Below are 11,309 nucleotides of genomic sequence, written 5' to 3' on the forward strand. Positions count from 1 at the left end.
GTCAGGGCGGCGCTCACGGGTCAGCGCCTCGCCCATCTCGCGCCGCCAAGCGGCTATTTTGCCGTGATGCCCTGAAAGCAGCACCTCGGGGATCGCCCGCCCGCGCCATATGGCGGGCTTGGTGTATTGCGGATGCTCCAGCAACCCGTTGGAATGGCTCTCTTCTTCCGTGCTTTCCTCATTGCCCAGCACACCGGGCAGCAGCCGCACGGTGGCATCCAGCATCGCCTGCGCGGCAATCTCGCCGCCGGTCAGCACAAAATCCCCAAGTGAGACTTCCTCGACCCTGTATTCCTCCAGCACTCGCTCATCCACGCCCTCAAACCGCCCGCACAGCATTGTCAGCCCCCGGCCCGCCGCCAACCGCCGCGCCATCGCCTGATCAAAGGGGCGCCCGCGCGGCGAGGCGTAAAGCACCGGCCATTGCGCGCGATCCGCGGGCACCCCCTGCGCCGCATCGTCCAGCGCCGCAGCCACCACATCGGCCCGCAGCACCATCCCCGCGCCACCGCCTGCGGGCGTGTCATCCACGTTGCGATGCTTGCCCTCGCCGTAAGCGCGCAGCCCGATCGGCTCCAGCGCCCATTTGCCCTCCTGCAAGGCGCGGCCCGTGAGCGAAGCGCCCAGCACACCCGGAAACGCCTCGGGGAAAAGCGTGATCACCTTCGCCGTCCAGGCACTCGCCAGGGTTGGCGTGTCGGTCATCAACTCACGCGGGGCCCGCGACGCGCTGATCGAAATCCGCCCGTGCGATTTGCTGGCCAGCGCCCGCTTCGCCTTGGGCGCACCCTCGCCCTCTTTGTCATCCGTCATCTGTGTGGCCCCGGTTGGCTGCGTTGCGCCGCGATACCACGCAAGCCGGGCAGGGCGAAAGGGGCGGCGCAGCCCCTCAATCATTCGATCTGTTCGAGCAGCTCAATCCGGTTGCCGAAAGGATCATCAACGTAAACGCGGCGAAGGTTTGGCAAATCAACATCGCGCCGATAGGGCACGCCTTGATCCTCCAAATGCCGCATCATTTGATCGAGGGACGCCACGCGAAAGGCCGGATGCGCCTTTTTGGCGGGGCTGAATGGCTCCTCAACCCCCATGTGCAGCTCAATGCCGGAACAGGTGAACCAAGCGCCGCCACGGCCCTTCAGGATGGCGGGTTTCTCAACCTCTTCAAAGCCCAGCACGCCGCAATAAAACGCCCGCGCCCGGTGCTCTGCATCGCGCGGCATTGCCAATTGAACGTGGTGCAAACCTTTGATCAACCGCAGCCCTCCTGTGGTGCGGCGCATCCTACACCGCCCAAGGCACAATCCCCAAACCCGCCGCCCTCGTTGGCTCTAGCCGCAGGCGGCTAAACCTCCTCGGGCGGGTTCACCACCACCCGGCCCGCAGCCAGATCAACCGTTGGCACCACCTCCAGCGTGAAGGGCAGCAACACCGTATCCATCTCCCCGGCCATCCGCACCTCCAAAAGGTCGCCCGCGCCATGGTCATGCACCGCCTGAACCGTGCCCAGCGCCACGCCGCCGGTGTCAAAGACCGCAAGGCCAATGAGGTCGGAGTGGTAATATTCGTCATCCGGCAGGGCGGGAAGCACATCACGCGACACAAACAGCTTTTCGCCCTTGCGCGCATCCGCCTCCTCCTTGGTGGTGATGCCGGTGAGGCGGGCGGCATAAGCGTTCTTGATCGGGCGGGTCAGGGTGATGTCATACTGCCTCTGCCCGTCTTCGCTTTCGACCATGCCATATTCGGCAATATCGGACGGCTCGGCGCAAAAGCTCTTCAGCCGCACCTCTCCGGCCACGCCAAACGCCCCCGAGATCACCCCCACGCACACCCGATCATCGCTCATTTGCCATCCCCGATTCCAATGCAAATCCGCCCCGCATAGGTTCCGCCAACTGCCTCGCAGGCATCCACCGAGAGCTGCCAGTGGGCCGCATAGCCAAAGGCCAAAGCGGTGGCAGGAATGAGAAGTTTGCGGACCAGCCAGAACATGACCGCTTGTTACGGGAAATCCGGGGCAGGGGGCAAGGGCGCGCGCACAACGCTTCTAACTGCGCCCCAAAACGCGATCCTTCGCCTCTTTCAGCGCCTCTTCGCCAAGGTCCGAGCGGTTGAGGCCCAGCAAGGTTTCCATCACCCCGCCTTCATGCTGGCGGCGGTTCATATGGCGCGGGAGGGCCAGCCTGGCGCGGCGCGCCGGATCAAGGCGCATCAAATCCAGCAGCGGCGTGGCAGGGCCAAAATGAAGCCCGCCGATCTCTTCCAGCCAGGCAGTCTCCACCTTGCTTTCAAGCCTTGCGCGGGTGGCCTCTACCACCGGCTCCAGTGCCCCGGCATCGGGGTATTTGGCGGCAAATTCGGGGTAATCAAGCACCATGCGGGAGGATTTCACATGCTCCCAATGGGCACTTTCCAGCCAGGACTCGCCGCGCCGCAGGGTGAAGAAAAACACCACCTCCGGATCACCGAACCGCGCCTTCAGCCCCTGCTCCAGCACGTCGGCAATCTCCGGCACGGCGCTGTAATCGCTCAACTCGTCTCGCCCCGGCATATGGCCTGCAAGCTCCTCGGAGGAGAGCAGCAAATCGCGCTTTCGCCCGAGATCGAGGCCGCCAAGATACGCGCCAAACCGGCGGCGCAGTTTTTCAAGGCTGAAAGGGTCGCGCCATGTGCTAAAGGCGCGGCTCGCAAAAAGAACGGGCTCCAGCTGTTGCCGGAGCCCGAGGGCCATCACTGGCCATAGATGCTTGCCATTGGCCCGCAGGAATTGCTGGGCAGAGGTCGTCCCGGTCTTGTGAAAGCCCATATGGACGACCACCCGCACCGGGCGATCCCGCTTTTCGGCCAAGGCCCGCGCGCCTTACTCTTCAGCGGCGGCTTCTTCGGCCGGAGCTTCTGCAGGGGCGTTGGCGGCTTCGGCGGCGGCGGCTGCCTTGGCGGCCTTCTCCTCAACGCGCTCTTCGGCTTTCTTGCCGGGCTTGCCCTTGTTGGGGTTCGAACGCTCGGTCTTTTCGCGCACGCCTGCGGCTTCCAGCATCCGGGCGATCCGGTCAGTCGGCTGGGCGCCCTGGTCAAGCCAGTACTGCACGCGCTCCATGTTCATCTGAACGCGCTCTTCGCTGTCCTTGGGGAGCAGCGGGTTGTAGGTGCCGAGCTTCTCCTTGAAGCGGCCGTCACGGGGCATCCGGCCATCGGCGGCGACGATGCGGTAAAACGGGCGCTTCTTGGAGCCGCTGCGGGCGAGACGGATTTTCATGGCCATTGTGTGTTTCTCCTTTGGAATGGCTTGGTCTTGTCGGGGGGCAGCCTGCCCACCCTATGATTGATGTTTCTCGTGGTGATGGATCACTTCCTGAATGATGAAATTCAGGAATTGCTTGGCGAATTCCGGGTCAAGATCGGCCCGTTGCGCAAGGTCTTCGAGCCGCGCAATCTGCGTGGCTTCACGGGCCGGATCAGAGGGCGGCAAATCATGCTTGGCCTTGAGCTCCCCCACGGCCTGCGTGTGCTTGAACCGCTCGCCCAGGGTATAGACGAGGATCGCATCAAGCCGGTCAATGCTTTCGCGGTGCTCTTTCAAAAGCTCCGCTGCGAGGGCTACGGTATCAGTCAATGAGGCCTCCCCTGGGTTTGAAGATCGGGTTGATGTGGTTCTCGATTTCCAGCGCAATGCCGTCCTCGATCTGCGAATTCTCCAGGTGCGCCGCACTCGGGTGGCGGTAAACGGCGGCGTCACCATTGCCCACCGTCGGCGCTTCCTTGTCCTTCTTGGCGCCCAGCCGCTCGGCCAGCTTCACCGATGACAGATCAAACGGATCAAGGTAGCTTACCGCGTCGTCCCAGCCGAGGCTGCTGTAAAAATGCCGGCGGGCCGCATCGGTGGCCTCAAGCGCGTAGCCCTTGCCAGCCTTCTCGGGCCAGATGATCCAGGCGATCTCGCGTTCGGGCCAGCCCGCAGGCTGCCAGCCCCCGGCCATGCCCACGGTTTCCTCCGCGTCCTTCAGGTGGATCATCCACATGCCAAAGCCGCGAATGTGCCAATGGCCGATCTCGGCGGCGTAAAGCATCCAGCTTTCATAGGGGTTCAGCGGCCCCCCCATGAAGCGCGAGCGATAAGAGGCGAAGGTGGCCTTGAAGTTGGGGTAATCGCCTGGCTCCGGCCCGCGAAGCTGCAAGCGGCGGGTTTCAAGCACAGGGATGGAAAAGCCGGTCATGCGTAGGCCTCCATCCCGCCATCGGCGATGTCTTCCGGGGGCAAATGCCGCCAGATATGCACCGCACCGTGGCGCTCATGGGCAAAGTCGCCGTCGGGTTTGGCGCCCATCCGTTCGGCCACGCGGGCCGAGGCGTCGTTGCCGGGTTTCACAAGGCTGATCGCGGTGGTCCAGCCCAGCACATCATAGGCATAAGAGCGCGCCGCCAGCGCCGCCTCGGTGGCATAGCCCTTGCCCTCATTACCGGCAAACAAATCCCAGCCGATTTCTGGCTCGGGCCAGCCTTCGGGGGCAAACAGGCCCACCAGCCCCACCGTGGAAGGGCCGTCCTTCACGTCAACGATCCAGCGGCCAAAGCCAGCCAGCGTCCAGTGGCCGATCTCCATCGCCAGCATCCGCCACGCGCCTTCGCGGTTCAGCGGGCCGCCTACATATTTGGCACGGTCCGAGGCGTAAAACGCCGCGAAAGGCTCAAAATCACCCATCTCGGGCGCGCGCAGCACAAGCCGCTCGGTTTCCAGCCGCGGGATGATCATTGCGGCCTCCGGCTGGCAAGCATCTCGTCCAGCAATGTCATGCCAGACTTTGCCGCCGCATCCTTATGGCGGGCCACGGCCAGCGAGCGGGCGTTCTGCGCGGTGACGTAAGACACGGTGGAGGCTTCGCCCATCAGGCACAGGCCAATCTCATGTGCGGCCTCTTCGGCCTCGTCTGCCAGCCCCTTGGCGGCGGCCCAATCGCTAAGGTAGCAGGCCACTTCCGGTTCATCGTGCCCGGTGTCGATGCTCACCTTCACAAAGCCCGCACAAGCGCCGCCCTGCATCACCGTCCACAGCCCGTGGCCGCGCAGCAGCCAGCAGCCAACCAGCCCGGCAAACTCCCGAAAGGCGGCCTCGCGGGCCATCAGCGGGCCAAGGCCAGTGCGGCGATCCGGATCAGCGGCGATCTCGGCATAAACGTCAAAATCAAGCAGGCGGGCAGGGCGCAGACGAATGCGCGCGCTCTCGGCCCGTGGCTTGAGGCCCGCAATCTGCGCGGCAAGGCTCTGGCCGCGCTTTGGGGCGGGGCGGGGCTGGGGCGCGCTCATTGCAACACCTGCCTGCGCTCCGGGGCGATCTGGTGGGCGGCAGGGTGGCGGTAAACCTGGCTGTCTTGCGCGGTTTCGCCCCTCGGGCGCTCTGCCGCTGCATCATGCTCCGCCCCCAGCCGACGGGCCAGCGCGATCGAACGCGCGTTTTTCGGGTGGATATAGCTCACCAGCGTGTCGGCCACTCCTGCGCGGTAAGCCCAGCCGCGTGCCGCCTCTGCCGCCTCACGGGCATAGCCCTTGCCCTCATGCGCAGGCCAGATGCACCAACCCAGCTCAACCTCGGGGAAATGCTCTGGCTTGTTCACCCCAACCTGCCCGATGAACTCATCGCTCTCGCGCAGATCCACCGCAAAGCTGCCATGCCCCAGCAAGGCCCAGCTGCCCACCTCGGACGAGAGCCAAAACCACATTTTTTGCCGGTCAATCGGGCCGCCCATGTAGCGGGCCCAATCGGTGGCAAACAGCGCCGCCATCGGCTCGAAATCCTCGATCCGGTGCGGGCGCAGCTTTAGCCGCTCGGTGGTTATGGTGGGGGCGTTGGTCACTTATTTCTTCTTGCCAAAACCGCTGAGACCGGGAGGAAGCTGTGCGCCCCCGCCCATACCGGGAAAGCCGCCGCCCATGCCGCCGCCAAGCCCCTTGGGCAGGCCAACACCCATGCCGGCCCCGCCCATCTGCGCCTTTGCGGCCTCCATCTCGGCCTCGCTCGGGCCACCCTTGCCGAACATCGAGCCAATGGCCTTTTTCATCATGCCGCCCTTGCCCATCTTCTTCATCATGTCCGCCATCTGGCGGTGCATCTTCAGAAGCTTGTTAAGGTCGCTCACATCCTGGCCCGCGCCCTTGGCGATGCGCTTCTTGCGGGAGGCTTGCAGCAGCTTGGGGTTGGCGCGCTCTTTCTTGGTCATCGACTGGATCAGCGCGATCTGGCGGCGGAACATCTTGTCGTCAAAGCCGCTTTCTTCTACCTGCTTGGCCATCTTGCCCATGCCCGGCATCATCTTCATCATGCCTTCCATGCCGCCCATCTTGAGCATCTGCTCAAGCTGGCTGCGCAGGTCATTCATGTTGAACTGGCCCTTCTGGAAGCGCTTCATCATGCGCTCGGCCTGCTCAACCTCGATGGTTTCCTGCGCCTTCTCGACGAGGGCCACGATATCGCCCATGCCAAGGATGCGGCCGGCAATCTGATCGGGGCGGAACTCTTCGAGCGCCTCCATCTTTTCGCCAAGGCCGACAAACTTGATCGGCTTGCCGGTGACGGCCCGCATGCTCAGCGCCGCACCGCCGCGCCCGTCGCCATCCATCCGGGTGAGCACCACGCCGCTGATGCCGATCTTGGCGTCAAATTCCTCGGCCACTTCCACCGCAACCTGCCCGGTGAGGCCATCAACCACGAGCAGCGTCTCACGCGGGTTGACGACATCCCGAACGTCCTCGACCTCCTTCATGAGCACGTCGTCAATCTGCAACCGGCCCGCAGTGTCGAGCATATACACGTCGTAACCGCCCAGCGTGGCCTGCTGCTTGGCCCGCTTGGCGATCTGCACCGCGCTCTCACCGGCGACGATCGGCAGGGTATCCACACCAATCTGGCGGCCCAGCACCGCAAGCTGCTCCATCGCGGCGGGGCGGTAAATGTCGAGCGAAGCCAGCAACACCCGCTTTCCCTGCTTTTCCGTCAACCGCTTGGCGATCTTGCCGGTGGTCGTGGTTTTACCGCCGCCTTGCAGGCCCACCATCAGGATCGGGGCAGGGGCGTTATCCACCTTCAGCGCGCCCGGCTCGCCTTCGCCCTCCAGCACATGCACCAGCTCGTCATGGACGATCTTCACAACCTGCTGGCCGGGGGTCACCGATTTGGTCACCGCCTGCCCGGTGGCCTTGTCCTGCACCGCCTTCACGAAATCCCGCGCCACCGGCAGGCTTACATCGGCCTCCAGCAGCGCCACCCGCACCTCACGCAGCGCGGTCTTCACATCATCTTCAGAAAGCGCGCCCTGCTTGGTGAGCTTGTCAAAGACCCCGGAGAGGCGTTCGGACAGATTTTCAAACATGCTCTCAGCCCTCCTTGGGCGCTTGATGAATTGCCTTCCCCACATGGGTCCGGCGGCGCAAATCGCAAGCCCGAATGCAAAGATGCCCCCGTGGGCGAAACATCGCTGACGGGGGGCGATCCTGCAAAAGGGCAGGACCGGAAGCTTTAAACTCCCGGAAGTCACGCGGGCCTTACGCGTTCAGCCCGCGCAAGTCAAGCCAGCGGGGCAAGCGGTAGCGCCTCAGGTTGAAAATGCTCCGCGCTTTTCGGGGCGGGGAGCACGAGCGTTTGGGCGGCAGCTTATTGATGGTCATGCCTTGCAAGGCGCAAGGGTGACTCTCACGGGGCCACCAGCCAGCCATGGTATCGGCGCGGTTTATAAATAGCGCCGTAAATCCCCCGGCGGCAGCTCAACCTCTACTTGAGGATGTCCAGCACCCGCTCGGGCGGGCGCCCAATCGCCGCCTTGCCGTGGGCAAACACGATGGGCCGCTCGATCAGCTTTGGCGTGGCGGCCATGGCGGCAATCAACATATCGTCGGGGCTGTCCTTGGTCAGCTTCGTCTCGCCAAACGCCGCCTCCTTGGTACGCATCATCTCGATGGGGCGTACCCCAAGCTCGGCAACCGCCTGTTGCAGTTCTTCCGGGCTGGGCGGGCTATCAAGGTATAGCCGCACCACAGGGTCATAGCCCTTGTCGGTCAGCAGCTTGAGGGTTTCGCGCGATTTTGAGCAGCGCGGGTTATGCCAGATCACGACGTCACTCATAGCCACTTTGTCCTCTCGGTGCCGATCGCCTGGGACACATGCGTATAGCCCTTCGCGGCAAGCGTCTGGTCAAGCCCTTCGGCAATCCGCGCGCCAAGGCTGATCCCCTGATAAACCATCGCCGTGTAAAGCTGCACCGCGCTCGCCCCCGCCGCAATCTTGGCGAAGGCCTCCTCGGCGCTTGAAACCCCGCCAACCCCGATCAGCGGCAAGCGCGCTTCGGTCAACTCTGAAAGCCGCGCCAGCGTGCGGGTGGATTTTTCAAACAGCGGCGCGCCTGAAAGCCCGCCTGCCTCGCCCTTTTGGGCACTCACCAGCCCGTCACGCGACAGGGTGGTATTGGTGGCAATCACCGCATCCACGCCGCTTTCCAGCGCCACGCGGGCCACATCTTCCAGCTCGGTGCCATTCAGATCGGGCGCGATCTTGAGGAAAACCGGGATTGGCCGCTCCAGCCCGTCCCTTGCCTCCAGCACTCCGGCCAGCAGCGCGGTCAGCGCCTCGGCGCCCTGCAAATCCCGCAGCCGCTCGGTGTTGGGGCTGCTCACGTTGACGGTGGCAAAATCGAGGCGCGGGCCGCAGCGCTCCAGCACCTTTGCAAAATCCGCCGCCCGGTCGTCGCTGTCCTTGTTGGCCCCAAGGTTCAACCCAATGGGAAAGCCCGCTGGTCTTGCCTCCAGCTTGGCGGCCATCGCCTCCATGCCGTCGTTGTTAAAGCCAAACCGGTTGATCGCCGCGCGGTCCTCGGCAAGCCGAAACAGCCTTGGCCTGGGGTTACCCGGCTGTGGGCGCGGGGTGGTGGCGCCAACCTCGATAAAGCCAAAGCCCGCCCGCGCCAGCGGGGTCATTGCCGTGGCGTTCTTGTCAAACCCGGCGGCCAGGCCAATGGGATTGGCAAGCTTCATGCCGCAAAGCTCACAGGCCAGCCGGTCTGATGTGACCGGGCCGGGCAGCGGCGCAAAGGGTGAATGCAGCGCCTTCAGCGCCAGACCATGCGCGCGCTCCGGGTCGGCCAGCCTCAGTGCGCGCAGCCCGATCTGCTCGATCAGGCTCATACAACGCCCTCCGGGAAGATATGGCCCGCCGAGCCGAGCGGCAGCGACTTGTCCCACACCACCTCGCTGAGCGCGAGCGCCCGGTAAAGATGCGGAAAAAGCGCCCCCCCGCGTGAAGGCTCCCACTTCAACGCGGCGCCCATGGCATCCGGCTCAAAGGCCACCAGCACCAGATTGCTCTCATCGCGGAAGTGTTTGGCCACCGTCTCAACCACCTGCGCAGCGGTGGAGAAATGGATGAACCCATCGGCAAGGTCCACGGGTGCGCCGCGTGTTTCGCCCGCCGCGCGGAAGGCATCCCATTCGGGGCGGCGGAATACTTTGTAGATCAGCATGGCCCTGCAATGCCCCGCAGCCCCGCCCACGTCAAGCTTCGCGCCCTGGTGGGGGCGGCTGCGCTGGCTTGTGAGCCTTTGGCGTGGCGCGCGGGCGCGCCTATCGTATGTGGCGCGCGGGTGCGCCTATCGTAGCGGCCCCTTTGACTCTGCGCGCAGAGCGGGCCAATCTTTCGCCATCACCAACCGGGAGCAATGATAATGTCTGCCAAGATCCTCACATCTGTCGCCGCGCTGGCGCTGTCCGCCGGCGCCGCTCAAGCGGAATTCACCCTAAATATCCTTCACATCAACGACCTGCACAGCCGCATTGAATCAGTCAACAAATATGATTCGACCTGCTCTGCCGAAGATGACGCCGCCGGCGAATGCTTTGGCGGCGTGGCGCGCGTGGCCACCAAGATCAATGAACTGCGTGACAAGATCACCGCCGAGGGTGGCAACGTGATCGTGCTGGACGCGGGCGATCAGTTTCAGGGCTCGCTCTTTTACTCCACCTACAAGGGCAAGGCCGCTGCCGAATTCATGAACACCATCGGCTTTGATGCCATGGCCGTCGGCAACCACGAGTTTGATGATGGCCCCACCGGCCTGTCTGACTTCATTGATATCGTCGATGTGCCCGTGGTGTCCGGCAACCTTGATCTCAGCCAGTCCAACCTGCTGAAAGGCAAGGTCGAAGACAGCCTCGTGCTGGAAGTCGGCGGCGAGAAGATCGGCATCGTTTCCGCGCTGGCAACCGACACGGTGGAAACCGCCTCCCCCGGCCCCAACGTGATCTTCCAGGATGAGATTGACGCGCTCACCGCCGATACCGAGGCGCTTGAGGCGGACGGCGTGAACAAGATCATTGCGCTCACCCACGTGGGCGTCACCAAGGATCTGAAAATCGCCGAAATGGTGCCGGGCCTTGATATCGTCGTGGGCGGGCACTCGCACACGCTGTTCTCCAATGAGGAAGACAGCAAGTACAAATACCCCACCATGGTGGGTGAGGTGCCGGTGGTGCAGGCCTATGCCTACTCCAAGTATGTCGGCCACATCGTCCTGACCTTTGATGACGACGGCACGCTCATCAGCGCCGAGGGCGAGCCGGTGCTGCTTGACGCCTCCGTAACCCCGAACGAGGCCATCACCGCCCGCGTGGCCGAAATGGCCGGCCCGCTCGATGAGCTGCGCAAGAAGGTTGTGGCCGAGGTCTCCGATGTGATCGACGGCTCGCGCGATGCCTGCCGCGCGGTCGAATGCACCATGGGCAACCTCGTGGCCGATGCCATGCTTGAGCGGGTGAAAGACCAGGGCATTCAGATCGCCATCGCCAACGGCGGCGGGCTGCGGGCCTCGATCGCTGCGGGCACGGTGACGATGGGCGATGTGCTCACCGTTCTGCCCTTCCAGAACACCCTCTCCACCTTCGAGGTTGACGGCGCAACCGTGCTCGAAGCGCTTGAAAACGGCGTCAGCCAGCTTGAAGACGGCGCAGGCCGCTTCGCGCAGGTCGCTGGCCTCAAGTACACCTTCGACGCCTCCGCCGAGCCGGGCAGCCGGGTGAGCGACGTGATGGTGATGGAAGGCGATGAATGGGTGCCCATCGACGAAGCCAAAACCTATGGCCTCGTGTCCAACAACTATGTGCGCAACGGCGGTGACGGCTACTCGATGTTTGTCGACGCTGAAAACGCCTATGATTTCGGCCCCGATCTCGCGGATGTCACCGCTGATTTCCTCGCCGAAAACGCCCCCTACACCCCCTATACCGACGGGCGCATCACTGCGAAGTAATCGCCCCGTCTGACCGCAAAAACC

General features: G+C 63.9%; 16 protein-coding genes. 1 reads left to right on the forward strand and 15 read right to left on the reverse strand.

From position 1 onward, the window contains the following. From trmD to P1U55_RS14775, 15 genes are all read right to left on the reverse strand, one after another. Positions 1–813, reverse strand: an 813-nt coding sequence (trmD, locus tag P1U55_RS14705; protein ID WP_301048399.1) for a tRNA (guanosine(37)-N1)-methyltransferase TrmD, incomplete at its 3' end; no start/stop codon positions are given. A gap of 80 nt (positions 814–893) precedes the next feature. Continuing rightward, positions 894–1,283 (reverse strand): VOC family protein, encoded by a 390-nt coding sequence (locus P1U55_RS14710; protein WP_301048384.1) that lies wholly within the window; start codon positions 1,281–1,283, stop codon positions 894–896. A 62-nt stretch (positions 1,284–1,345) separates the two neighbouring features. Next, positions 1,346–1,849 (reverse strand): ribosome maturation factor RimM, encoded by a 504-nt coding sequence (gene rimM / locus P1U55_RS14715; protein ID WP_301048385.1) that lies wholly within the window; start codon positions 1,847–1,849, stop codon positions 1,346–1,348. After that, positions 1,846–1,995: a hypothetical protein gene (locus tag P1U55_RS14720; RefSeq protein ID WP_301048386.1), complete on the reverse strand. Its 150-nt coding sequence runs from the start codon at positions 1,993–1,995 to the stop codon at positions 1,846–1,848. Before P1U55_RS14720 ends, rimM begins: the two co-directional genes overlap by 4 nt. 55 nt (positions 1,996–2,050) lie before the next feature. Further along, the gene (locus tag P1U55_RS14725) at positions 2,051–2,851 is read right to left on the reverse strand and encodes a hypothetical protein (RefSeq protein WP_301048387.1); all 801 of its coding nucleotides are present in this window, start codon (positions 2,849–2,851) and stop codon (positions 2,051–2,053) included. Between the two features lie 12 nt (positions 2,852–2,863). Continuing rightward, positions 2,864–3,265, reverse strand: coding sequence for a 30S ribosomal protein S16 (gene rpsP / locus P1U55_RS14730; RefSeq protein WP_301048388.1), 402 nt, complete (start codon positions 3,263–3,265; stop codon positions 2,864–2,866). 54 nt (positions 3,266–3,319) lie between these two features. Beyond that, positions 3,320–3,616: a chorismate mutase gene (locus P1U55_RS14735; RefSeq protein ID WP_301048389.1), complete on the reverse strand. Its 297-nt coding sequence runs from the start codon at positions 3,614–3,616 to the stop codon at positions 3,320–3,322. After that, positions 3,609–4,217 carry a GNAT family N-acetyltransferase gene (locus P1U55_RS14740; RefSeq protein ID WP_301048390.1) on the reverse strand — a complete coding sequence of 203 codons (609 nt, stop codon included), beginning with the start codon at positions 4,215–4,217 and terminating at the stop codon, positions 3,609–3,611. The genes P1U55_RS14735 and P1U55_RS14740 overlap by 8 nt, the downstream gene beginning before the upstream one ends. Next, the gene (locus P1U55_RS14745; protein WP_301048391.1) at positions 4,214–4,753 is read right to left on the reverse strand and encodes a GNAT family N-acetyltransferase; all 540 of its coding nucleotides are present in this window, start codon (positions 4,751–4,753) and stop codon (positions 4,214–4,216) included. The genes P1U55_RS14740 and P1U55_RS14745 overlap by 4 nt, the downstream gene beginning before the upstream one ends. Beyond that, positions 4,750–5,304 (reverse strand): GNAT family N-acetyltransferase, encoded by a 555-nt coding sequence (locus P1U55_RS14750; RefSeq protein WP_301048392.1) that lies wholly within the window; start codon positions 5,302–5,304, stop codon positions 4,750–4,752. The genes P1U55_RS14745 and P1U55_RS14750 overlap by 4 nt, the downstream gene beginning before the upstream one ends. Next, complete coding sequence (locus P1U55_RS14755; RefSeq protein ID WP_301048393.1) at positions 5,301–5,852, reverse strand: GNAT family N-acetyltransferase; 552 nt, start codon at positions 5,850–5,852, stop codon at positions 5,301–5,303. Before P1U55_RS14755 ends, P1U55_RS14750 begins: the two co-directional genes overlap by 4 nt. Continuing rightward, positions 5,853–7,364 carry a signal recognition particle protein gene (ffh, locus tag P1U55_RS14760; RefSeq protein ID WP_301048394.1) on the reverse strand — a complete coding sequence of 504 codons (1,512 nt, stop codon included), beginning with the start codon at positions 7,362–7,364 and terminating at the stop codon, positions 5,853–5,855. A 398-nt stretch (positions 7,365–7,762) separates the two neighbouring features. After that, positions 7,763–8,113: an arsenate reductase (glutaredoxin) gene (gene arsC, locus P1U55_RS14765; protein ID WP_301048395.1), complete on the reverse strand. Its 351-nt coding sequence runs from the start codon at positions 8,111–8,113 to the stop codon at positions 7,763–7,765. Then, positions 8,110–9,168, reverse strand: coding sequence for a quinone-dependent dihydroorotate dehydrogenase (locus tag P1U55_RS14770; protein WP_301048396.1), 1,059 nt, complete (start codon positions 9,166–9,168; stop codon positions 8,110–8,112). Before P1U55_RS14770 ends, arsC begins: the two co-directional genes overlap by 4 nt. Next, a complete protein-coding gene (locus P1U55_RS14775) occupies positions 9,165–9,503 on the reverse strand; it encodes a DUF952 domain-containing protein (protein WP_301048397.1) in 339 nt (112 codons plus the stop codon). Before P1U55_RS14775 ends, P1U55_RS14770 begins: the two co-directional genes overlap by 4 nt. A gap of 201 nt (positions 9,504–9,704) precedes the next feature. Between P1U55_RS14775 and P1U55_RS14780 the strand changes: the two genes are divergently transcribed. Next, a complete protein-coding gene (locus tag P1U55_RS14780) occupies positions 9,705–11,285 on the forward strand; it encodes a bifunctional metallophosphatase/5'-nucleotidase (RefSeq protein ID WP_301048398.1) in 1,581 nt (526 codons plus the stop codon). The last annotated feature ends 24 nt before the right edge of the window (positions 11,286–11,309 follow it).

Origin of the sequence: Vannielia sp. (assembly GCF_029212645.1) — a bacterium.
In the GTDB taxonomy this organism is placed as follows: domain Bacteria; phylum Pseudomonadota; class Alphaproteobacteria; order Rhodobacterales; family Rhodobacteraceae; genus Vannielia.